The 21,793-nt window shown below is 44.8% G+C and carries 23 protein-coding genes; 8 read left to right on the forward strand and 15 right to left on the reverse strand.

Features of this window, described 5'->3' with window-relative positions; all coding sequences use genetic code 11:
- Window positions 1–305: 305 nt before the first annotated feature.
- From ACR64G_RS00240 to ACR64G_RS00255, 4 genes are all read left to right on the forward strand, one after another.
- The gene (locus ACR64G_RS00240) at window positions 306–797 is read left to right on the forward strand and encodes a DUF3015 family protein (RefSeq protein ID WP_435979578.1); all 492 of its coding nucleotides are present in this window, start codon (window positions 306–308) and stop codon (window positions 795–797) included.
- A 125-nt stretch (window positions 798–922) separates the two neighbouring features.
- A complete protein-coding gene (locus ACR64G_RS00245; RefSeq protein WP_435979579.1) occupies window positions 923–2,902 on the forward strand; it encodes an Lnb N-terminal periplasmic domain-containing protein in 1,980 nt (659 codons plus the stop codon).
- A gap of 105 nt (window positions 2,903–3,007) precedes the next feature.
- Window positions 3,008–4,021, forward strand: a complete 1,014-nt coding sequence (locus ACR64G_RS00250; protein WP_435979580.1) for a DnaJ C-terminal domain-containing protein — start codon at window positions 3,008–3,010, stop codon at window positions 4,019–4,021.
- Window positions 4,022–4,102: 81 nt separating this feature from the next.
- The gene (locus ACR64G_RS00255) at window positions 4,103–4,426 is read left to right on the forward strand and encodes a chaperone modulator CbpM (protein ID WP_435979581.1); all 324 of its coding nucleotides are present in this window, start codon (window positions 4,103–4,105) and stop codon (window positions 4,424–4,426) included.
- Window positions 4,427–4,543: 117 nt separating this feature from the next.
- On the opposite strand, the gene ACR64G_RS00260 is transcribed toward ACR64G_RS00255, so the two are convergent.
- From ACR64G_RS00260 to ACR64G_RS00270, 3 genes are all read right to left on the reverse strand, one after another.
- Window positions 4,544–5,005 (reverse strand): DNA polymerase III subunit chi, encoded by a 462-nt coding sequence (locus ACR64G_RS00260; protein ID WP_435979582.1) that lies wholly within the window; start codon window positions 5,003–5,005, stop codon window positions 4,544–4,546.
- A 36-nt stretch (window positions 5,006–5,041) separates the two neighbouring features.
- The gene (locus ACR64G_RS00265; RefSeq protein WP_435979583.1) at window positions 5,042–6,694 is read right to left on the reverse strand and encodes a leucyl aminopeptidase; all 1,653 of its coding nucleotides are present in this window, start codon (window positions 6,692–6,694) and stop codon (window positions 5,042–5,044) included.
- 189 nt (window positions 6,695–6,883) lie between these two features.
- Window positions 6,884–7,489 (reverse strand): cysteine hydrolase family protein, encoded by a 606-nt coding sequence (locus ACR64G_RS00270; protein ID WP_435979584.1) that lies wholly within the window; start codon window positions 7,487–7,489, stop codon window positions 6,884–6,886.
- Window positions 7,490–7,985: 496 nt separating this feature from the next.
- Between ACR64G_RS00270 and ACR64G_RS00275 the strand changes: the two genes are divergently transcribed.
- Entirely contained in the window at window positions 7,986–9,233 is a 1,248-nt protein-coding gene (locus tag ACR64G_RS00275) for an LPS export ABC transporter permease LptF (RefSeq protein WP_435979585.1), read from the forward strand.
- A complete protein-coding gene (gene lptG / locus ACR64G_RS00280) occupies window positions 9,233–10,432 on the forward strand; it encodes an LPS export ABC transporter permease LptG (RefSeq protein ID WP_435979586.1) in 1,200 nt (399 codons plus the stop codon). The genes ACR64G_RS00275 and lptG overlap by 1 nt, the downstream gene beginning before the upstream one ends.
- 76 nt (window positions 10,433–10,508) lie before the next feature.
- Here lptG and ACR64G_RS00285 read toward each other — a convergent pair whose 3' ends face one another.
- The 11 genes from ACR64G_RS00285 to recN all read right to left on the reverse strand — a co-directional run bounded on the left by ACR64G_RS00285 (window position 10,509) and on the right by recN (window position 19,411).
- Entirely contained in the window at window positions 10,509–11,117 is a 609-nt protein-coding gene (locus tag ACR64G_RS00285) for a class I SAM-dependent methyltransferase (RefSeq protein WP_435979587.1), read from the reverse strand.
- A 344-nt stretch (window positions 11,118–11,461) separates the two neighbouring features.
- On the reverse strand, window positions 11,462–11,584 hold the full coding sequence (locus ACR64G_RS00290) for a hypothetical protein (RefSeq protein WP_435979588.1): 123 nt from the start codon (window positions 11,582–11,584) through the stop codon (window positions 11,462–11,464).
- Window positions 11,585–11,717: 133 nt separating this feature from the next.
- Entirely contained in the window at window positions 11,718–12,857 is a 1,140-nt protein-coding gene (locus ACR64G_RS00295) for a YecA family protein (RefSeq protein ID WP_435979589.1), read from the reverse strand.
- 62 nt (window positions 12,858–12,919) lie between these two features.
- On the reverse strand, window positions 12,920–13,258 hold the full coding sequence (locus ACR64G_RS00300) for a DUF3817 domain-containing protein (protein ID WP_435979590.1): 339 nt from the start codon (window positions 13,256–13,258) through the stop codon (window positions 12,920–12,922).
- A gap of 121 nt (window positions 13,259–13,379) precedes the next feature.
- Window positions 13,380–14,318, reverse strand: coding sequence for a site-specific tyrosine recombinase XerD (xerD, locus tag ACR64G_RS00305; protein ID WP_435979591.1), 939 nt, complete (start codon window positions 14,316–14,318; stop codon window positions 13,380–13,382).
- A gap of 21 nt (window positions 14,319–14,339) precedes the next feature.
- Complete coding sequence (locus tag ACR64G_RS00310; RefSeq protein WP_435979592.1) at window positions 14,340–15,524, reverse strand: methyltransferase; 1,185 nt, start codon at window positions 15,522–15,524, stop codon at window positions 14,340–14,342.
- Window positions 15,525–15,568: 44 nt separating this feature from the next.
- Window positions 15,569–15,895 carry a sulfurtransferase TusA gene (gene tusA / locus ACR64G_RS00315; RefSeq protein WP_435979593.1) on the reverse strand — a complete coding sequence of 109 codons (327 nt, stop codon included), beginning with the start codon at window positions 15,893–15,895 and terminating at the stop codon, window positions 15,569–15,571.
- A 62-nt stretch (window positions 15,896–15,957) separates the two neighbouring features.
- Window positions 15,958–16,416 (reverse strand): hypothetical protein, encoded by a 459-nt coding sequence (locus tag ACR64G_RS00320; RefSeq protein WP_435979594.1) that lies wholly within the window; start codon window positions 16,414–16,416, stop codon window positions 15,958–15,960.
- A gap of 55 nt (window positions 16,417–16,471) precedes the next feature.
- On the reverse strand, window positions 16,472–16,891 hold the full coding sequence (gene ruvX, locus ACR64G_RS00325) for a Holliday junction resolvase RuvX (RefSeq protein ID WP_435980727.1): 420 nt from the start codon (window positions 16,889–16,891) through the stop codon (window positions 16,472–16,474).
- A 176-nt stretch (window positions 16,892–17,067) separates the two neighbouring features.
- Window positions 17,068–17,631 (reverse strand): YqgE/AlgH family protein, encoded by a 564-nt coding sequence (locus ACR64G_RS00330; RefSeq protein ID WP_435979595.1) that lies wholly within the window; start codon window positions 17,629–17,631, stop codon window positions 17,068–17,070.
- Between the two features lie 103 nt (window positions 17,632–17,734).
- Window positions 17,735–19,411 carry a DNA repair protein RecN gene (recN, locus tag ACR64G_RS00335; protein ID WP_435979596.1) on the reverse strand — a complete coding sequence of 559 codons (1,677 nt, stop codon included), beginning with the start codon at window positions 19,409–19,411 and terminating at the stop codon, window positions 17,735–17,737.
- A 463-nt stretch (window positions 19,412–19,874) separates the two neighbouring features.
- Between recN and ACR64G_RS00340 the strand changes: the two genes are divergently transcribed.
- Window positions 19,875–20,210 carry a pyrimidine/purine nucleoside phosphorylase gene (locus ACR64G_RS00340; protein ID WP_435979597.1) on the forward strand — a complete coding sequence of 112 codons (336 nt, stop codon included), beginning with the start codon at window positions 19,875–19,877 and terminating at the stop codon, window positions 20,208–20,210.
- 136 nt (window positions 20,211–20,346) lie between these two features.
- Window positions 20,347–21,117: a 23S rRNA (guanosine(2251)-2'-O)-methyltransferase RlmB gene (gene rlmB, locus ACR64G_RS00345; RefSeq protein ID WP_435979598.1), complete on the forward strand. Its 771-nt coding sequence runs from the start codon at window positions 20,347–20,349 to the stop codon at window positions 21,115–21,117.
- Here rlmB and coaE read toward each other — a convergent pair.
- Entirely contained in the window at window positions 21,080–21,781 is a 702-nt protein-coding gene (gene coaE, locus ACR64G_RS00350) for a dephospho-CoA kinase (RefSeq protein WP_435979599.1), read from the reverse strand. The genes rlmB and coaE overlap by 38 nt on opposite strands.
- Between the last annotated feature and the right edge of the window lie 12 nt (window positions 21,782–21,793).

Here is a 21,793-nt window from a genome sequence, read left to right on the forward strand (position 1 = left end):
AAACGGTCTTTATCCAAAATTGTATGCAAAATTCGCCAAGCCACAAAATAATTAAACATTTATAGCAATATGTTGTTTAAGTAGAAGATTACTTGTATCTGTATATAAGTATTAGAACAGTTCGTAGTATCAGTAGAGGCTACAGTAACTAAATGATAAAAGTTCTTGCTATATTCTTACAAATTTGTAAAATGCATAGGGCTAAACATTATTTTAGCTTAACTTTATTCGAAAGTAGACCAAATTTGTAATAAGTAGTTTGATGTCTATTATCATTTTTTATTATTCCATATCAAGGAAACTCTATGTTTAAGAAGATTGCATTTGCCTCAGTTGTTGCTGCTATGATTCCGTTTGGTACTGCTAACGCTGATCTTGGTTCTAACTTCAAGTCAGCAGACACAGGTCGTACTATTGAGCAGATTTATAAGCAATGTGGTATCGGTGGTGCTTTGTTTGGTAATTCTAGTCCTATCCTAGCTATCATCTCTAACGTTACATGGGATTTGGGTACTACGGCGGCTACTTCTGACTCTATGTCTCCAAATACCTGTCAGGGCGGTAATGTTAAAGCTGCGGTTTTAATTAAAGAAGCCTTCCCAAGCGTTGAAAAAGACTTGGCTTCAGGTCAAGGCGCTCATCTGTCAGCATTACAAACAGTAGCCAGCTGTGATTCAGTTGCTAACGTACGTACGCAGTACGGTCAATACGCGCAAACTTCTGCCTATCGTACTGCTACTCAAGATCAAAATGCTGAAACCTTGTATAACATCGTCAAGCAAAGCTGTGCTATCTAACAGGTGGGTCTGATTAATAATGAGTCTGATTGCTAGTACTCTGATAATTTAATAAAAAAACACGTAAACAAACCGTTTACGTGTTTTTTATTGTGCATATATTATAATTTTTAGGTGTTAAAGCTATGCAAAGAATATTTATATTGATGGCTTTTTTGAGTGTCTCGAATAGCTATGCAGCACAGCCAGATTTGCTAGAGTCAACACTGACAGTAGCAAACGAACCTGCTCTTGTTACTAGTATAGATGCCAACAACACCAAATCTAATAAAGATGTACAAACCATATCAACGCTGAATAAAAAACCAGATAGAAATACTCAAAAACTAGAATTATTAGCCAAGCACTCTCAGTGGCAACATCTGTTGTTTTATAAAAATGGCAAGGCTGAGGTCATCTCACCTAATTTTTACCTCACTCATGATAAGAGGCAGTCTAAAAAAGATTTTAATCCTTACAAAGAACTAATAGCTACTATTGAACAGGCTGATGCTAAAAGCGTAGTTTGTCAGTATCCAGCCCGATATTTATGGCTTAGTCACCATCTACCCGAATTAAATATTAATCTAAAAGACTGCTCACAGCTGCCAGATCCCAATCAAGAGATAAGCCTAATCTTGGTCAGTAATTACTTAAAAAACCCGGCCTCTTCGTTCGGTCATGTATTGGTCAAAACCAGTAAGGCTACAGGTTCTAAAGATAGTACGACTAACGAAGTCAGAGAGCTTTCAAGTGAGGATCTACTCAATAATTCATATAACTTTGGCGCGCGTATTCCAGCCAATGAAAATGGTGCAATGTACGCGATTAAAGGTCTGTTCGGACTTTACGATGCGGGTTTTTCGGAGACGGAGTTTTTTAAACAAGATGCCGTGTACTCTAAGAACGAGCAGCGAGATATGTGGGAGTATGTGCTAAATCTTGAAGCATTTGAAACGCAATTACTGAACTACCATTTATACGAAGCAAAATCCGCTAGATTTGATTATTACTTCATCAAACAAAACTGTGGCTATCGTTCAGGAGAGATATTAGAGCTGATAAGCGATGTAAAAACAACTGAGCGCATAGGCCCTTGGTACGCGCCAGATTATGTGTTTGACCAGTTATTCGAGCATGATAGTGGCACAGAGCCTTTAGTAGCCTCGGTACGTTATCTGCCTTCTGAGCAAACACAGCTACGAGAGAAATTTGTACAACTACCCAAGCCAATACAAAACATAATTAATGGCGTCATTCGTACAGAAGACACCGCACTGCTTACCACGCTGAATACCGATGATAGAGCCCTTGCACTGGATTTTTTGATTTTACATCGCACTTATAAAATATCACAAGACAATACTCCAGAGCAGCAAGCATTCAAAAATGAGTTATTAAGCCAACGTTTTGTGCTACCAGCCAGTAATGGTTTGGCTCAGCTGGCCGTACCCAATAAAGCGTCACCGGCATTGAGTAATAAAACCACGCAAACCAAAGTGATTTTATCTGAAGATAGAGTGGAGGTGGGACTATCACTATTTGTGAAAGATCCTCTCAACGCCTACACTGATATTGACAAACGCTTTGAAGCAGTACAAGCCTCTTTAGGCTATGATTTTGGTGATAGCAAATGGACACTAACAGACTTTGTCTTTTTGGATATGCAGCAGATTGAAGACCTACGCCAACCTTTGTCAGGCGAACCCAAATTGTCTTGGCAACTAAAGACAGGCGCGCGCACAGACTTATTTACTGGTAATACTCACAGTCCTTATGCGCAAGGTGGGATTGGAGTCGGCGCAAAATTTGGCAAGCACATGCTTGGCTATGGTATGGTAAATGCGACAGTTCATGATCAAGATCGACATGCAGATATAGGGGTTGAGTTTGGTTTGCGCGCTAAATATAACAAGCAGAGTGCTGAGCTGTCTTACATCGCTTCTAAACGAGAGAATCGTGGCTCTATTGCTCTTACCAAGTTGACACTACGGCAACAGTTGTCAAAGAACAATGATGCCAGAATCATAGTGACACACGCTAATATAGTAACGCACGCTAATAATGATGCTTTAAGCGATTCAGATGATACAAATGCTAGTGTCGCTTGGCATCATTACTGGTAAGGCTTTTTATGTTATAGATGCAGAGAAAAATGGAATATTGACCCATCATCTCCATATTATGTGTTAACTGAATTTTTAGAAATAAAAAATAAAAGGAAAAACAATATGGCAGAAAAAAACTACTATGACATTTTAGGGGTCAAAAAAGATGCCTCAGATGCTGATATTAAAAAAAGATACCGTAAGCTTGTGCGTCAGTTTCACCCTGATGTGAGTGATGATCCAGACGCTGATAATAAAATCGCTGAGATTAACAACGCCTACGAGACCATCCGAGACAAAGACAAGCGCGCAGAATACGACGCTATGCTGGACAATCCTTTTGCCTCTCAAGGCGGCGCTGGCGGTTTCGGTGGACAGTCTGCTGGCGGGCAGAGCGGTTTTCGCTGGGAGGATATGAAGGATCAGTTCGGTGATGGCGAAGCGTTCGGCGGTGGCGGCTTTCGTTTTGATGATATATTTTCAGCCTTTGGTCGCGGCGCTCGTGGCTCAGCTGGCGCGCAATCAAGCGGGACGTCAGGCGGCTTTGATCAGTTTGGTGGTGGTTTTGGTGCGCAAGATAGCAAAGGTCAAGACCAACATGCCGAGATCAGCGTTGATTTGGCGTCAGTCTATAGCGGCGATGATTACAGTATTAAATTAAATGTGCCTGTGCGCAAGCCTAATGGCAGCGTGGATTATGAAAACAAAACGCTAAAAATCAAAATACCTAAAGGCATCACTGATGGCAAGCAAATTCGCTTAGCAGGTCAAGGCGCGGCAGGACATGGCGGCGGCAAAAATGGTGATTTATTCTTAAAAGTAAAAATTACCCATAGCGACAATATTCGCTTAGAAGGCGCGGATGTTTATCAGACGCTAAATATTGCCCCATGGGAGGCGGCGCTTGGTGACAAGGTCAATGTTACGACGCCTACGGGTACGCTTGGGGTAAGTATTCCCAAAAATAGTAAATCAGGAAGCAATCTACGTCTAAAAGGCAAAGGTATCCCTGCCAAACACACCGGTGATCTGTATTTGACGCTTAATATTGTCAATCCAGAAGTCAATACGGATGAAGCAAAACAGGCCTACGAGCAGCTCAAACAAGCCTTTGCTGATACCAGTATCCATCGTTAATAGGACGCTTTAATATATTAGGCTTTAATATAGTAGTAAGCGCACAATAATGATAAAAAAGGACGAACGAGGAGAATGATAATGGAACACTCGCCTAAATTTAATGACCTCATTATGAGCTTTGATGAGCTAGTCTCAGCTTGCGGTCAAGAGCGCCAGTGGGTACTGGCATTAATAGAAGAAAACATCATTGAGTATGATGTGCCAGAGTATGAGCAGTTCACAGGCTACCAGCTCACCACAGTACGCCGTGCCTCGCGCCTAAGCCGTGACTTTGAAGCTAGCGTACCGGCTATTGGTCTGATACTCGAGCTACTAGAGGAAGTGGAGCAATTACGTAAACTCAAACGCCAAGTCGATACGCAGATGCCTGTGATTGAGGTAGATATTGATAGTTTGAAGTAGATGTCATAATCAAAGCAGTAATAAAAAAGAGCCACTATAGGCTCTTTTTATTTGTCTAACGGTTATGAATTAGCGGGCGTATTTTAGTATTAACCTAAAATGCAGAACGTGCAAAATTCAGACTTTAAAGTGCGCAAGCTCGTAGCCTGCTTGCTGATAGCTTTTATATTTATGACGTCCTTCAGCCATACTGACCTCATCAGGTTTTATAATTTCAAGGACACGAAAGAGTTTTGCTGAACTATTTGCGTTAATAAACTCAGTGACAGGACGAGAAGTAGTATTGATGACAATACCGTCAAAGTCTGCTGGCATATGAGTGCTAAGCATGACAGGTGTTAAAGGCGTATGAGCATCAGCTTTTTCAGTAACGCTATCAAGAAGACAGTGATGCGGAATAAAACTCAGTGGATCCTCAGACCATAGCGCGTCATCAAGTTCAGTCATCTGCGCGTCATCAGCCGCAAGTATCAGTAGCGACTGCTCACTCTTATTAAGCGCCGTTTGAGTGAGCTGACAAGTAAAGCCCAAGAAATCTTGGGCTTTACTTTCGCTTAAGATATAAAAGCTAATTTTCATGAGTTGATTGTCATCACTAGAGTCTTTAAAAACCGATTAGGCCATATCTGCGCAATTCTTTAAGTATTGCATAAATAATGGAACAGGACGACCCGTAGCGGCTTTTTCTTTACCTGAATTCCAAGCTGTACCCGCGATATCCAAATGCGCCCATGCTTGACCGTCTTCGACGAAACGCGATAAGAAGCAAGCTGCAGTGATAGCGCCGCCACCTTTGCCACCGATATTTTGCATATCAGCGATAGGCGAGTCGATTTGCGACTGATACTCATCATCCATAGGCATGTGCCAGACAAGATCTCCCGATTGATTACTGGCGTTTTCTAAGCCAAATAGTACGTCTTCATCATTACTAAATACCGCTGAGCGCACATGACCCAATGCTACTACGCAAGCGCCCGTGAGTGTTGCCACATCGATGATGGTCTTTGGCTGATAACGCTGTACGTAGCATAGCGTATCGGCTAACACGAGACGACCTTCGGCGTCCGTATTTAAAATCTCAACCGATTTTCCATTCATGGCTTTGACGATATCACCCGGACGAGTAGCATCCCCTGATGGCATATTCTCCGCACAAGCGAGTGCGCCAACGACGTTAATTGGCAGACGAGCTTCACACAAGGCTTTGATCGTGCCAAGTACCGCAGCAGAACCGCCCATATCGAACTTCATCTCATCCATAGCCGCACCTGGCTTGATCGAGATACCCCCTGAATCAAAGGTTACGCCTTTACCGACTAATACGATAGGCGCGTCATCGTTCGATGCTTGTGCTGTACAGTCATTCTGTTCGACAGCTTTGACTGACTTCTTACTTGGCATTTTGGTAGGTAGTTTGTCAGCGAGCGCTTTGAGACCGCTGGCGACTGATGCGCTATTAGTCATCACTTTTGTGACAAAATTTGACTTGCCTTGATACTCCATGAGTACTAGCTGACCCTCGCGAGTAGAGCCTTGTGCGACGGCTAAGAAGCAGTCCATGCCGAGCGCTGACATCTCTTTTTCACCTAGAACAGTAACCTTTAATAGGTCAGGATAAGTTTTTGCTAGTGCTTGAGCTTGCTCTGCCATGTAGACTGGGAAGCAGATGTTACCCGGCTCATTGGCGACGTCACGCGTGAGGCTTTGACCTTTAAATATGGATTCAGCAAAGTCTAAAGTAGGGGATAGCAACTCATTAGCAAGTAGATAAATATCGGTGAGTACAGGCTCTTTTTGCTCAGACTTATACTTATCAAAACGATAGCTTGCGGCTAGTAAGTTAAGCGCAAATTGACCAAATTGATCGGCTTCAAATGCATCCCCTACAGCGACAGTGATAGCGTTCACGCGTTTTTGTGTGCTGCTATAAATGGTCTTGGCGATTTTTTGTAAGACAGATTCTTTTAATTTATCGCAGTTACCAATACCAACTAATAACAGTTGCATAGGATTTTGCTTCGTGGTTTTTTTGTCGCCCGCGAGCGCATAATCAGCAACGGTTTCGCCCGCTTTACCAGTGAAGTGTGAGACTTCAATGAGCTGTTCGATACGTGCCTGATAGTCCTTGAGTTCTGACGCCGCTAAAATATTCTTCTTGTCATCGATCAAAACGACTAAGCAAGTAGCGTCTTTATCTTTAGCTTCTTTTTTTAGTATTTTTTGCGTATGAGTCTTTGGTAAACTTTGGGTTAATGTGATATTCATCTACAGTTATCCTTATAGAGGTAAAAAGTGAGATAAGTCATGGTATCAAAACGCCTTTATAGATTATCATTGTCAGCGTTTTAGCCAGTAGCTAGTGTAACACACCGACGTTTGGGTGCGCTGTGAGCAAAGGTTAGCGAATGTTGTTGTCATTTGCTAACCCATTATAATCTTGATCATCAAACAGTATTAGCTGTTTAATAATTCGTCAGTAGAGACCAAAGCTGAAAATCGATCTTGAAGCGCGGCCATTGCGGTATCGTGCATGATTTGAGCGCTAATTGTCTCGCCGTTAGCGTTAGGTAAATCGCGCGTGGCGCTAGCATCATGGCAGACAAAGTTATCAAAGCCTAAATCAAAAGCCGCTCTAACACTGGAGCTGACACACATATGACTCATAAAGCCTGCAAACACTACTTGTTGTTTGCCCGCGTCCTTTATGAGCGCTTGTAGCTCCGTACTGTAAAAGGCGTTTGGGTGCTTTTTGGTAATAACGGTCTCGCCCTCTTTTGGTTGTAGGTCATCGACGATATCGACTTTACTCGATAAGGGGTCAAACACTTTGCCATTGTCTTCGCCGTGATGAGCAATATGAAAAATAGGACTATCTTTTTCGCGAGCCTTATTCAGTAATAAGCGCGCATTGGCTATCGCTTTAGCGCCTACGTCACCTAGTGGCATGGCACCATCGACATATTCGTTTTGATAATCGATAAAAACAATGGCGCAGTTTGACCAATCAAGCGTATTAAATTCACCGCCAGCGAGTTGCAATAAGGTTTTGGGTGTTGACATAGTAGTATCCTTTTTTGTTATTAATTTTACTAAAGGTTGTTTTACTCAATATCTTTTATTCAAAATACTTTGCTTAGTATAAATAGACGTTTACATTCAAATTCTAACAAGTAAAAGCAGTTATATTCGCGGTCTGATACGAAGCACACACAAACTTATCCAAACCATAGCATTCAAAAATTTAATAGCATTACGCTAAAAGATCATTAAGAGTTGCTGTTCGATGACGGTTTAATAGGTACTCTTTATTTGCTACTGACTTTATTCTACCGTTTTTGTTTAATCGTGAATGCATACTTAGCAAGGCTTAGGTAATGTTTGCGAACACTTTTCAGCGTTATTTTCGCTCAAAACATGCTAGCATTAGCGGTTAGCTCTACAGCCTACGCCCTCTATCGACGCTTGATATGTTCATAGCGTTTGCGCGGGCATAGCACCTGTACGAGCACATCAAATCATTCTCTCAAGAGTACCTACTGTGATACTACGCCGCTACATGACCCGTCAAGTTGCCTCTACGACTGCTTTAGTGCTTGGGTTTTTGATGGTGATGATGCTTGGCGGCCGGCTCATACGCTACTTTGGGATTGCGGCTGAAGGGGGACTAGATGTCAGCTTATTGTTTACCATTATTGGCTATAACCTGCCTTACTTCTTAGAGCTGATCCTGCCTCTGGCGTTTTTTATTGCTTTGATGCTAGTCTTTGGTCGCTTGTATGTGGATCAAGAGATGGCGGTTATCAATGCCAGCGGCATATCACGTGGTAAACTTGCGCGGCTTATGACGCCTTTAATCTTGGCGCTGTTCGTGGGCGAGGCGGCATTATCGATAGTAGGCAAGCCTTGGGGCGTACGCTCATCTGAGACGGTTTGGCAACAGCAAGCATTGAGCAGCGCTTTTGATTTGATACGTCCTAATGAGTTCATTAGTAGTGGCGATTATAATTTATATGTCGGCAGTCTAAGCGACGATAAAAAACAGTTGCAAGATGTAGTGCTCATCCAAACCCAAGAGATCGGAAAAAGCGGGAATGACGACCGTTCAAACAATAATTCTGATAGCGATATGCCCGCTTTGCCAAAAGCCATGATCGAGCGCGCAGGCAATGTCGGTAGCAAAGATACAATTACTCTCGCCAAACGCGCAGAGCAAGTGGATAACGGCAGTAGCGGCATCACGCAATTAGATTTGTTTCAAGGTCGCCGCTATGAAGTCGGTGCTGGGAGTTTGAAGTATAATCAGGTTAGCTTTGATCGCTACCGTATTACTCTGACCGAATCCTCAAAAGAGGTGGTGACTGAAAACAATATCGAGACTCAGCCAATCGGTCCACTATGGCAGGCGGCAACAGGCGGCACGCCAGTCGCTAACGTAGACGCACTACGAGCGGCTAAAGGAGAGTTGGGTTATCGCTTTGCGCTACCTTGGCTGATGATTATCGCACCTATGCTCGCCGTACCACTGGCGCAAGTACGTCCGCGTCAAGGTCGCTGGCTGCGTCTGTTTCCCTCCGTACTTTTATTTGTTAGCTGTGCGCTTGGCATCATATCGCTCAAAAACGCGGTGAGCAAAGGCAGCGTGAGCGTATGGGCTTACGCTTGGGTCATTGTAGGATTCATGATATTGGCACTTTATCTCAATTGGGCTAGCCGTATTCAGCATCGATTGCGCTTTCGAGAGCCTGCTGGCAATAGCACAGGTGATGAATCACAAACCCCATCTACAACAGGAGGACAGGCCTAATGCGCGCCGCTTCTCCAAAAGATCGTTTGGACAACGCCAGACTAGTCAAATTATCCCTACTCAGTCGCTACGTAAAGCTCAATGCGCTGCTCGCTATAGTAGCGGCAGTGCTGGGACTTTGGGCACTACAGTTATTGTTCTCATATCTTAACGAGCTAGACTCGTTAGATGATAGCTATACTTTGAGCGCAGCTCTCAAGTACATCTTTTATCGCTCGCCTTACTTTTTAGAGCAGTTTATCCCGACAGGGGCATTGCTTGGCGCCGTCGTCGGCTTAGGTCTGCTGGCCAATAAGAGCGAGCTGGTCGTTATGCGTGCCGCTGGGGTCAGTATCTACCGTATCGTCGGTTGGGTGTTGCAGCCAGCGCTGCTCTTTGTACTACTGGCACTCGCTATCAACCAGTTTATACTGCCGCAGAGCAATCAGTTAGCGCGCGAGATAAATGACAATGATAGCCGCGCGCTCATCACCTCAGTACGTGGCTATTGGACGGTGCAACCGAGAGTCAAAAATAATGCTGACGGCGGCGTACAGCCTGATGGTAATGATATTTTGTACATTGACTATGCGGATATAGAAGGCAACATAGGTGAGGTCAAGCGCTGGCATTTAGATAATAAGGGCAGTTTGCAAACCGCAACCCGCGCCGAAGGCGGACGTTATAGCCAGCGCGTCTCTTTCAATAGTGATAATAATACTGAGAGCACCCAATACCGCTACGAGTGGCAACTGAACAATATGACAGAGCTGGCTATCGGCCAAGGCTTTGAGAGTAGTCAAGCCACTGCTACGTCCGATACCTTAAGCCTTCCTTTTGCACCAGCGTCTGTCTATCTACTGACTCGCGATGCTGAGGATTTGTCTTTGACTCAGCTGTATGATCATCGTCAGTTTATGCGCGGGCAGGGCAAGCGCTCGCTCACTCATGAGCTGGCATTTTGGCAAAAGCTACTCTCACCGTTGTCCATCTTATCGCTAGTCATCGTCGCTTGCTCGTTTGTCTTTGGCTCGCTACGTACTTATAGTCTAGGCTTGCGTATCGTCGTCGCACTGCTGTTTGGTTTGCTGTTTAGTTATGTGCAAGATTTGGTTGGTTTTGTTTCCTTGGCGACAGGTTTTTCGCCTATGCTCATGGTGCTATTACCCATCATAGGTAGCGCGGCATTAGGGTTTTATCTGATAAAACGGCAGATGTAACCTAAGATTAGTACACTAAAAAGCCCGCCAAAACGACGATGTTTTAGCGGGCTTTTAGTTGCATAGTATCCGAAAACTACTCTTTGGTCGCCATCGTAATGGTATAAGTCTTACCTTGTTTAATTTTTTCGCTATTGCCAAATACTTCGGTAAATGAGCGCTTCATAAATTGGCGCAAGCCATTGATCGTCACTACATAAAAACGACCACCCTGACGCATCCGTGCATAAGCATCCAAAAAATACAAATAATGCTGCTCTTTACCGACTTTGGCGGGCAAGTTCGACATCACCAAGCTAAATTCCTTGTCCTTTGCCACATGATTAAAGCCGTTCGATAAGTGCACATCGACGTTGGTTAGACCATTTTTTTCACAATTACGGCGTGCATATTCCACTGCCATAAAGTCCTTATCAATGAGCGTATGCTGACCGTTCGGACACTCGCGCGCCGCCGTCATGCCGAGTATGCCATAACCGCAGCCCAAATCTATCGAATCATCATCTTGCTCAAAATCGATGTAATCAAGCAGCATCAAACTGCCATCATCGAGCTTTTGCGGTGAGAATATGCCCCACGTCGTCGCAAAATCAAACGGCTTACCCAGCACGTCATCCGTAAAGTTGATATCCTCGCGCCAGCGTTCGGCACTCTTTAATAGCTCAGCAGGCGGTCTATGTCTCATGGCAGTCTCAAATAGTGAATGATAAGTAGTCGTATATAATGACGGCTATTGTAACGAGAAAAGGGTAGGTTTGCAGCTAGGGATTAGTAGAATTGTCTGCGAGGAGTTGTATTGGAGCCAATCCTGCCGTCCGCTATTATCTGCCATACCTGCTAGGGCACGGCTATAGGCGGGTCAGGTTGCTGCTACCGCGACATCCTGACCCGCCAAGCCTCTGCAACCTAGCAGTCATGACAGGATAACCGCTCCAGAATTTGCGAAAATGCAAATTCTCTTGCGCTCGGATGAAGCAGTGCTTCGTTATTTCCTCGCTCAGGGCTAAGAAGCCTAGTTTGATTTGAGTATCAATTGTTGTTGAACTTCAGTAACGAAAAGATAGGGTAAGGTAGGTAGGGTGCGCCCAGCGCACCGATAACCAGCGCACCGATAAACGGAGTAAGTTTGGTACAAACATCGTTGGGTCTCATCCTTCGACGCTAACCTACTCTATATCAACTACGGTTGGTTTTAAATGTGCTGTAGGTTGGTGTGGAGCTTGTGACACCCAACATTATGAGTCCAAAAGTAAGCAGCCTACTTACTTATATAAAATATAGATCATCAGATGACTCTATAGAGATTTTCTACCTCCCAGCCTGTAAAAATAGTGCTTTTATCAGAAAGTAAGTTTTTTGGCCTTTCTTCAGTATGGCTTGAACCTATTTTGAAAAGTGCTTCTATTTTCTGCTGCTGTTCTGTACTTAAAGTATTCCACCAGTCAGGAGAAATAAAAGTATTTTCAGCAGAGCTAAAGAAGAAGTTGACCAAGTAGCTGAACATATCTTTCTTGTCTATCTCTAGTAAAGAGTTTATGAACTTATTTATCACTTCTGCCTTTTTTAACCAACTGAAAACTACAAAGCCTTTGCCACTGCTCGCGAATACGTTGAAGATTAGATAGTCAAGTATTGTCTCCAAATCTGCTATATCTTGGAGATGTTCGTCTTTGAAATCATGCGTAGGGTTAGTTATAGATGACACTACAAATGGTAGAGGGTTTGAATACTCTATGACTAAAAAGCTATAATAGTTATCACTGCTATCTAATAATTCGGCGTCTAAACTGCTCTTAATTTTGTATAGCTCATTAGCCGATGTTTCTAGACCCAGCTCATAGTAATAAAGATCCTGTTGCTTAATTATCTGAAAAATAAGCGACGCTCCTCTATCCATGTTTTTCATAAGCTTTGTAGTTTCTAAAGCATTTTCCTTAGCATAAATTTCCTTTGCTACAGATCTGTACGTCAAAGCCATACACTGCTCTTTTGTACCTATAAATGGTTTATCTTCAAAACAAGCAAATAGTAATTTGTCATGTCTTGCACAAAATCCTTTAAAAGTAGAAGCCTTGTTAATACCAATTTTTTCAAACCTAAGGCTGTCCTTGTTCTTTTGAAAGTTTATTAAATTCTGTTTCAATCCTAAAACATGGTTGCTATTATCAGCAATGTCAGATAAGCCACTAGATTTAGAAACAGTATGAGACTTGATAATATTATTGCAGTTTGAAAGTAGGTTTTTAGGTGCGTAGCATGCTTCTCTTTTTGATATGTTTTGCTCAAATACTAATATTTCACTTAGCGATATAGGTTGTTCAAACTCTCTATCTAGATGACAGCGTTTAAACTTCAAGCCTGAACCACACCAACACTCATCATTACGACCTAATGCAAGTATACAATGAATATCAAATTTCGGCATATATACTCTCTTGAATAGTTATTTGTCGATGATTTTGATGAGCAGCTTGTTCTACCTAAACCCTACCCCTGCAGACTCTTCTTCAAAAGATAATCAAATATAAACGGACCAAAGGGCAAAAACGAGCCGAGGACGCCCGCAGGCATTGCCCATAACGGCATTTTTATTTTGCTAGTAGCGAGCAATAGCATCAAGATGTAGGCGATAAAGAGTACCCCATGCGCCATACCGATATATTTTACCGCTTCAGGAATGCCTAGCCTGTATTTTAGCGGCATCGCGATACCAAGCAAGAGTAAAAATGAAGTCCCTTCTAAATAACCCATGATAGTCAGCTTTTTAAGCGTAGAGTTTTGATTCTTTGTTAGATTAGCTAGAGTAGAGGGCTGAGCTTGTGACACTAGATATTCCTTTGACGATTACCAATTAATAGCTATGCTGTATGTTGAATAATTTATCTTGATGCGTAACCCACCAAATTTAGAAGAAGTAGGGTGGGTGCATCTCGCGCACCGATAACCACTAGCCACGCGGATGATGCTCCGCATGTAACTTCTGCAATCTCGCCGTCGCTACATGAGTATAAATCTGCGTGGTGGACAGATCACTATGCCCCAGTAACAACTGTACGCTACGAAGATCGGCGCCATGATTGAGTAAGTGAGTGGCAAAGGCATGACGTAAGGTATGCGGTGATAATTCTTTATCGATACTGGCGACTTTGGCGTATTTCTTTAATAGATACCAAAAGTTCTGCCGCGTCATATAGCCGCCTTGCGCAGTCAAAAACACCGCTTGGCAATTACCCGATTTGAGATGTGCAATCAGATCACCGCGTCCATGAGACAAATAATCTTCTAGCGCATCGCTTGCATATTCACCCAAGGGCACGAGACGTGTCTTATTACCTTTACCCGTAATTTGTAGCCAACCCGCGTTGAGATTGACTTGTTCTAAGGACAAATTAATCAGCTCACTGACCCGTAGACCGCAAGCGTAGAGCACCTCTAGCATGGCTTTATCCCGTACTCCCAGTGCGGTGCTGGTATCCGGTGCAGCAAGGAGGTTATCAACATCCGCTTCCGCCAAGTCTTTAGGCAAAGGGCGTCCAATTTTGGGGCTTTTGATACGCTCGCAGGGATTATCCTCTCGCAAGTTACTGGCGATCATCCACAGATAGAACTGCCGCAGACTTGAGAGCATACGTGCTTGAGTGCGCGGGGTTTTGTCACTTTGGGCGAGCGTAGATAAGCAATGGAGCACATCATCAGGCTGCCATTTAGTCAAAGCGATGGAATTGGTCAGCTCGCAGGAGCGCAGGTCGCGCACATAAGCGTTACGGGTACGAGTGGCCAGACCGCGTGCCAGCATGGCTTGACGAAATTCCGTCATATAAGCGGATTCGTCATCGACGGCAAGCGTTTTGGGCTGACGCTGTTGTACGGCGCGATCACGGCTCATAGGGTTACCAAAGGTTAAGGGTTAGGCAGGCTGTAAGCACCACAACGAAGTAACTTCGCTACTACGCGCCGCAAAGAGAGGATCAGATTCATCTTGGCTGCGATTATGCTTGGGCTGAGTGTCGAGACGGTATTTTACGGTTAAACCACTATCTGCAAACCAGCCTAATAATTCCTCACGAGTGCGCAATTTAAGGTGTTCAACCAAATCAGATAAAATGAGCCAAACCTCTCCTTGCTCGGCTAAGTGCTGTTTTGCGTCCCGTAACAACTCGCGAAGCATAGTGCTATTGGGATCATAGACGGCATACTCGAGCGGCGAGCTGGGCTTAGCAGGTAACCAAGGCGGATTACAAACAATGAGATTGGCGGGTGGCGCATCAGTTGGATATAGATTGGCCTCTTGCAACTGTATATTAGTCAGTTCTAGACGCTCGATGTTATCACTAGCGCAGGTCAGAGCACGCGGACTCAAGTCCGTCGCTATTACTTGTTTTGCGTCGCGCTTTGCTAAGATAATCGCCAGCAATCCTGTACCCGTACCGATATCATAGGCGACATCAGGCATAACTGGCAAAGGCGCATCGAGCAATAACTGTACATACTCATGACGAGTGGGTGCAAAGACGCCATAATGCGGATAAATTGACAGATCTAAATGGTCGATTTTCACGCCTTTTTCGCGCCATCCTGCCGCACCAAGCGCTCCTTGCACATCACGAAATGACAGCACACATGCTTCATCACCCTTTTCATTCAAAGGGCCAAAAGCTGCGATGCAAGCGGCGCTCATATCAGGAGCACGGCGTAAATTGCTATCATAATCTGCGTCGAGTTCTAACAGCAAACGGCTGAGTATACGCGCACGTTGAGCGGTTACTTGACGCTGCTGATGGAATAGATTGGGTATGGCTTTAGACTCAGGGCTTTTCGCCGTTTTCTTAGCTTTGCGTAATGCTGAGCGCTCATTGGTGCGATCGATACGGCGATTAATCGCTTGCAATAACTGCCGCGCGTTATGAAAGTCGCCGCGCCATAGTAGTGAAGTGCCTTGAGAGGCCAAGCGGTACGCTTCATCCGCGGTGGTTTTGTCATCAACGATAACTATTCGCGTAGGCGGCGCATGATTGCTCTCAGACAACCAGCGCGCTTCTTGTACTATGTCGTTCTCATGCCACTGTACATACTGCTTTTGGGGTGCTAACACGTGACCTACCTTTTATAAATAATATGTACCGTTATTGTGGGCGGCTAAGCGCTCTTTTTCTTGACCAGATAGCGATAAAGAGTATGACTCGTTGACGAATTATCATCGCTATCGACAGTGATCTCGTTAGGATCAACAGGCAAGCTGACACTGTCATCGAGAGTTTCTTGAGTTAAAAGCTCGTGCCCTAGATGACGACAAAAATTAGGAATATCGCGTGTGGTCGCAGGATCGGTTGCGAGTATTTCGATGACCTCGCCGCTATCTGCTCGACGAATGACGCGGTGGAGCATCATCACAGGCTCAGGGCAGATCAGTCCTTGAGTGTCTAGATGATGGTGAGCGGTGCAATCAGTAATTAGAGTTGTCATAGAATCTACGTTGTAAAATGATTAAATAATAAAGGGGGATTTTTTGATGATGAATTTGAATATTAGTCTTTTGCTAAATTATCTTCTATCGCTAAAAAGTCAAAGAAGCGCTTAAAGTTGGATCTAAATAAAAATGCCACCCCAAGCCAGCAGGACAGTCCAAGCCAAGCGGTATCTGCGAACAGTAAGCCACCAATAAGAACGATGGTAGAGACGCCGATACTCAGCGCAATCATCGACGGCTGATTCAATCGGTAACGATAGATGACCAGCGCATCATAAAGGGTAATCGGAATCGTCAGAGCGATCAAAATATAAGGCAGATTAAAGTACAGACGGTAGAGTAGCTGACTGTCATGAAACATCTTTATGCTGGCAATCGTACCAAAGACCATAAAAGCGATGATCGCTGCATATAACATATAGATAGCGATTTGATTGGCACGCTGCGCGCCTTTGATACGAGCGATCGCAAGCGGTGCAAAACCATGCTGAGTAGGTTGATCTGAGACCGTATTCATAAAGGATGTCGCTTATCTATAAATGAGCAAAAGGACGTATAACGAGTTTACTGAATCAGTCGGGCTTAATGGCATCTATCGCCAGCGCACTATCAGGATCACTAAAGTAAGTCGATAATAAGATACAGGCGGAGATATCGTCAATCGGTGCGCGCGGGTTATCGATCCAGCTGTTCTCCCATGCAATTTCACGGGCCTCAACTGAGCTCAAGCGCTCATCACACATCATAACAGTGGCGGGTATGTGCTGCTCCATTATCCGATGCGCTAGGCGCCGCGCAAATTTGTGCGCGCGTTTTGAGAGCATAGAGCTGCTGCCATCCATGTTCAGGGGCAGACCGACAATAATTTGGCTTACGCCCCAGACTTTGATAATACCAAGTAGATTGTCCCAATCAGGCTGACCATTATTCATCGCCAAAATATCAAAGGCACGCGCCGTCTGCGTTATCGTATTGCCAAGCGCCATGCCCATTTTTTTGACCCCATAATCTAGGGATAGCACCAGATGAGGCTTAGGCTCAGCACTACTAGTATCAGTGCTATGAGTATTAGCGCTATAAGTATCAGAATTGTTGGTAGTCGACGTACTCTCTACTATGTTTAAAGGCTCTAGCATGGTGATGCATTTATCCTTTTTCGTTCATTGTGTTAAGCATGCCCAATATCGTCGCTTAAATAATCAAAGTTAATACCGATTTTGTCAGCGGCTAATTGCCAGCGCTCTTCAAAGGGCGCATCGAACAAGAGCGTCAAATCAGCAGGGCAAACCAGCCAATCGCCAGCGCTTAACTCCCGCTCCAGCTGTTTTTTGCCCCAACTAGCATGACCCAAACATAGCTGATAGTGACCGACGCCATGACCGACGGCAATACGTTTGAGCACATCTTGACTGGTAGTGATACAGACGTTTTCAGAGATGGCAAATGACGATGCCCATTCAGGCTGACCGGTATGAAGTACAAACCCTACCTCAGGATACATAGGACCGCCTTCTAATGCCACATCATCCATCACTTGTGGATCAGTGACATCGATGCTTAGATCCTCTAATAATTTGCCAACTCGCGCCTGCTCAAGCGGACGGTTGACCATGAGGCCTAACGCGCCATGCTTGTCATGACGACAGATGTAGATAAGCGCCTGCTCAAAGCGGGGATCTGAGAGCTTGGGCGCTGCTATCAAAAAATGATGAGTCAAGTTAGCTTTAGACATAGAGGCAAATGCAACAAAGGTAGGAGAATTGGATATCTGATGTACTAGTTATATGGCGCCGCTCGCACAAAAATCAACACAGTTAGGCTCAGCGTGCGGATAACTACTTGACGTCGGTCAATAAGCTGCGCGCATGATCGCGCGTGACATCGGTAATGATTACGCCGCCCGACATACGAGCAAGCTCATCGACCTGCGCGCTGCCCGTTATGATGATGAGCTCGCTTTGAGTCAGCTTGTCGTGATGCTTTTGTACCAAAATATGTTGATGCGCTTGCGCTGCGACCTGTGCTTGGTGAGTAATGGCTAAGAGCTGCTGCGTCTGACCCAGTGTCCGTAGTAACTCGCCGACCACTTGGGCGGTGCCGCCACTGATACCGACATCGACCTCATCAAATACCAGCATAGGTTTGGCTGCATTAGTATCCGCATTGGTCACCTGCAAAACCTGCATCACAAGCGCCATACGCGACAGCTCACCACCTGAGGCAATTTTGTGGAGTGGCTGCATCGGCATACCGACGTTGGCGCTAAAGAGCAGGTCGATATCATAGCAGCCTTGGGCATTGTATTGCGCAGAATCACGCTTAGTGGACGCAAACTCACAGCGTGCATTAGGTAGAGCCAAGGGTTTTAGTTGTGCGATAAGCTGCTGACAAATTACAGGCGCAGCTTTGGCTCTTGCTTTATGAAGTGCTGTCGCCTGAACAAGATAGTCCTGCCAAGCTTGCTCAATTTGCTCGGCCATTGCATCGCTGCTCGGCTCGTTTTCTAGCTCATCTAACTGCTGCTGCCAAGCTTTGGCCTCAGTGATTAAATCTATCGCTGGTAGGTTATATTTGCGTGAGAGGCGATGACCCAGACTAATCAGATTATCAAGTGTTTGTAAGCGTTCAGGATCAGGGAGCTGCTGTTCGGCATAGTCTGAGAGTAGGGATGTGACTTCGGTAATCTGCTGCTGCGCAAGATGAAGCTGCTCTGAGGCTTGCCCAAAGGTCGCACTGACATCGATTTGATGATCGCACAGCTTGATCGCTTGTCCAAGCAACGTCATGACATCAGGTTCATCAGTGTCGTTATCGAGTAGATGAAGGCTATGGCTCGCTTCCGTCATAAGCGCTTCGATATTAGACAGCTCTTCGTGCTCCGCTTCAACATCAGCGTAATCGGTAGAGAGTAGCGGCGCGATATCGGCAATCTGGTTTTGTAGCAATAGCATGCGGTCTTGACGCTGCGCCTCGCGGCTGGCGATATCATCGGCGCGGCGCTTGAGTTGCTGGTAGTGCTGATAGCTTGTGGCAGTATTGTCGGCGAGCGTGTTAATTTGCGCCATCGCATCTAGCCACTGGACCACGAATTGCGGTTTGAGCAGTGCCTGCTGAGCGTGTTGGCTATGAATATTAACCAGTAGCGCACCCAAGCCTTTAAGCTCAGCTAAGCTAACCGGCGTACCGTTAAGCCAAGCTTTTGAGCGCCCACTACTACTAAGCTGACGTCGTACCAGTACCTCTGGCTCATCCAAAAGGCGCTCATGCGCTGCAAACCAATCGGCTATCGCTTGATTATCTTGTACATCGAACTGCGCATAGATATCCGCGTGCGCCGCGCCATGCCTGACCATAGCGCTATCGGCGCGCTCGCCTATGCATAGAGATAGCGCATCGAGCAGTAGCGACTTACCTGCACCCGTCTCGCCCGTAATGACATTGAAACCCTCAGCCATACTCAGCTCATGCTGAGCGATCAAGGCAAACTGATGTAGAGTTAAAGATAAAAGCATCAACGCCTCTCGTGGCTAATCATAACCTTTAAACAAACCCTGTTAAATGTCATCAAATGAGCAAGGGGTGTACCACAACGATGCATGGCTATTTAAGGTTAGATAAAGGAGTGAAAAAGTAAATACATTAGGCAAATAGTATGGTGTTAAACTATGGCAAATACAAATTCTACTGCTAAAATATCACATAAATCTACAGGCTAAGTACCTAAAAAGATAGTATTTATCACTTAAAATGCTCATTATTTAACGTCTTATTTTACTAAATTCTGCTATTTTTGGCAGCGTAGTAACAAACTTTACAGATATAATGTGGTAGCATAATCTCACACAACGATAAACTTTTACGCTCATTGCGACCCTGTTTACGTTGCAAGATATATCAAAGACAGCTGTCCTAGTGATAGCTTGATCCATTACTTATTTTTTAGTTTAGTTGTGATTATTTGATAAGGAAGTCCCTATGACAGCGGTAAAATTTTCTAACGTGACTGTTAATGCGCAAGCCACTATATCCTACGATGGACGCTGCTCAAGCCATACTATTATGTTCGAAGATGGTCGCCACAAGACGCTAGGTGTCATTTTGCCTTGTGATAATTTGGTTGATCATTATCACTTTAGTACCAATACCTCTGAGCGTATCGAAATTATTAGTGGTGAGTGTGAAGTCAAGATAAGCGATGATGAGGATTTTAATTACTACCGCGCTGGACAATCCTTCGTCGTCGAAGGCAATAGTGGCTTTAACCTGCGTACCGATGAGATTGTTCAATATGTCTGTCATCTTGAAGGCTAAGCGTCAATTTAAACTTGCAGGTTCAAAATTTCAGCACTAGCAGTTCTCCATCTATACGAACAAACAAAATCGCCGAGATTCTGTTTGTTTTTCTTTGAATAATACTCATACTTATACTTTAATCAGCAGGCCTGTTATGGCAAAACCTAGTTATTTTTATGGTATTCATGCTATCGATGCTTTACTGGCTCATCGTCCTTTAGATGGCTTGAGTTTATTTGTGCAACAAGGACGCGAGAGCGATGCTCATGTACAGGCCATTATTGCAGAGGCCAAAGCTAACGGTATCAGCATCCAGCCTACGCAAAAAGATAGCCTTACGCAGTTGTGCGGCAGTCCTCAACATCAAGGGCTAGTCCTTCACGCGCGTCCCCTAGGATTTGCTGATGAAGGGCTAATCGATACTATTAGTAAACGCGATCAGTGTCTGCTATTAGTACTTGATCAAATTACTGATGCTCACAATTTTGGCGCTTGTCTGCGCACCGCAGTGGCGATGGGCGTTGACGCGGTTATTTGTCCAAAACATCATGCCGCAAGTCTCACACCAACGGTTGCTAAGGTATCAGTAGGCGCCGCTGAGATGATGCCTATTATTAGCGTGACTAATCTAGCCCGAACCCTTACCAAGATCAAAAGTGCTGGTATCTTTGTCTTTGGTACGGCACTAGAGGCAAATGCTAAACCCATACACGACGCTGATATGACAGGTAAGACAGCGTTAATCATGGGATCTGAAGGGGATGGCATGCGCCGCTTGACTAGGGAGAGCTGCGATGAGCTGGTATATATTCCGATGTCAGGTAACGCGCATGGCAATCTTCAAAGCCTGAACGTCAGTGTTGCCACTGGTATGGCGCTATATGAGATCAATCGGCAGCGAACTTTAGCTGCTGGGCAAGCGTAAGATAATCTTGATGCAAAGGTTCTAAGTGCTGATACAAAGTCTCAAGATCAGCATCATTGAGTACCACATCATCAGCATGACGAGTACGATCACCGCGATCTAATTGATTGAGCATAATGGCTTTGATTTTTGCTACGCTTTGCCCATCGCGCAGACTTGCCCGTGCAAGCTGTGCATCCTCCGCCGCGTCTATGACTAAGATACGCTGACACAAATTGGCTAGTCCTGCTTCTGCGGCTTCAATCAGCAGAGGCGCTGAGAGCACTGCGTAGGCTGAGGTGCTGGTATTCAATTGCGCTTTAGCCGCCTCGCGTATCGCAGGATGCGTGATGGTTTCAAGCTCTACAAGGGCTTCAGGATTGGCAAATACATGCGTTCTAACCGCTGCTCTATCCATCGCACCCGATGCGTTAATCACCCAATCTCCAAATTTCTTTTGAATTTTGCGTAGTGTTGGGCTTCCTTTTGTTACGACTTCGTGAGCGATTACGTCAGCATCTATAATATCGATGCCTTGCTTGGCGAACCAGTTGGTCGCCGCAGACTTACCACTACCGATCCCGCCAGTAAGTCCGATAACCAGTTTGGTCTTATCAAAACCAGTGACTTGACGTGCCGATTTATGACTAAGGTCAGCGTAGGATGAGTTTGAATGTATAGGCATAGTGATCACTTA

The organism is Psychrobacter sp. DM4 (assembly GCF_051307035.1).
In the GTDB taxonomy this organism is placed as follows: domain Bacteria; phylum Pseudomonadota; class Gammaproteobacteria; order Pseudomonadales; family Moraxellaceae; genus Psychrobacter.

Bases quoted from the DNA above. Each gene is read 5' to 3' on its own strand.
- ACR64G_RS00240 (WP_435979578.1), top strand. From the start codon at position 306: ATGTTTAAGAAGATTGCATTTGCCTCAGTTGTTGCTGCTATGATTCCG.
- ACR64G_RS00245 (WP_435979579.1), top strand. From the start codon at position 923: ATGCAAAGAATATTTATATTGATGGCTTTTTTGAGTGTCTCGAATAGC.
- ACR64G_RS00250 (WP_435979580.1), top strand. From the start codon at position 3,008: ATGGCAGAAAAAAACTACTATGACATTTTAGGGGTCAAAAAAGATGCC.
- ACR64G_RS00255 (WP_435979581.1), top strand. From the start codon at position 4,103: ATGGAACACTCGCCTAAATTTAATGACCTCATTATGAGCTTTGATGAG.
- ACR64G_RS00260 (WP_435979582.1), bottom strand. From the start codon at position 5,005: ATGAAAATTAGCTTTTATATCTTAAGCGAAAGTAAAGCCCAAGATTTC.
- ACR64G_RS00265 (WP_435979583.1), bottom strand. From the start codon at position 6,694: ATGAATATCACATTAACCCAAAGTTTACCAAAGACTCATACGCAAAAA.
- ACR64G_RS00270 (WP_435979584.1), bottom strand. From the start codon at position 7,489: ATGTCAACACCCAAAACCTTATTGCAACTCGCTGGCGGTGAATTTAAT.
- ACR64G_RS00275 (WP_435979585.1), top strand. From the start codon at position 7,986: ATGACCCGTCAAGTTGCCTCTACGACTGCTTTAGTGCTTGGGTTTTTG.
- lptG (WP_435979586.1), top strand. From the start codon at position 9,233: ATGCGCGCCGCTTCTCCAAAAGATCGTTTGGACAACGCCAGACTAGTC.
- ACR64G_RS00285 (WP_435979587.1), bottom strand. From the start codon at position 11,117: ATGAGACATAGACCGCCTGCTGAGCTATTAAAGAGTGCCGAACGCTGG.
- ACR64G_RS00290 (WP_435979588.1), bottom strand. From the start codon at position 11,584: ATGAGACCCAACGATGTTTGTACCAAACTTACTCCGTTTATCGGTGCG.
- ACR64G_RS00295 (WP_435979589.1), bottom strand. From the start codon at position 12,857: ATGCCGAAATTTGATATTCATTGTATACTTGCATTAGGTCGTAATGAT.
- xerD (WP_435979591.1), bottom strand. From the start codon at position 14,318: ATGAGCCGTGATCGCGCCGTACAACAGCGTCAGCCCAAAACGCTTGCC.
- tusA (WP_435979593.1), bottom strand. From the start codon at position 15,895: ATGACAACTCTAATTACTGATTGCACCGCTCACCATCATCTAGACACT.
- ACR64G_RS00320 (WP_435979594.1), bottom strand. From the start codon at position 16,416: ATGAATACGGTCTCAGATCAACCTACTCAGCATGGTTTTGCACCGCTT.
- ruvX (WP_435980727.1), bottom strand. From the start codon at position 16,891: ATGGGCATGGCGCTTGGCAATACGATAACGCAGACGGCGCGTGCCTTT.
- ACR64G_RS00330 (WP_435979595.1), bottom strand. From the start codon at position 17,631: ATGTCTAAAGCTAACTTGACTCATCATTTTTTGATAGCAGCGCCCAAG.
- recN (WP_435979596.1), bottom strand. From the start codon at position 19,411: ATGCTTTTATCTTTAACTCTACATCAGTTTGCCTTGATCGCTCAGCAT.
- ACR64G_RS00340 (WP_435979597.1), top strand. From the start codon at position 19,875: ATGACAGCGGTAAAATTTTCTAACGTGACTGTTAATGCGCAAGCCACT.
- rlmB (WP_435979598.1), top strand. From the start codon at position 20,347: ATGGCAAAACCTAGTTATTTTTATGGTATTCATGCTATCGATGCTTTA.
- coaE (WP_435979599.1), bottom strand. From the start codon at position 21,781: ATGCCTATACATTCAAACTCATCCTACGCTGACCTTAGTCATAAATCG.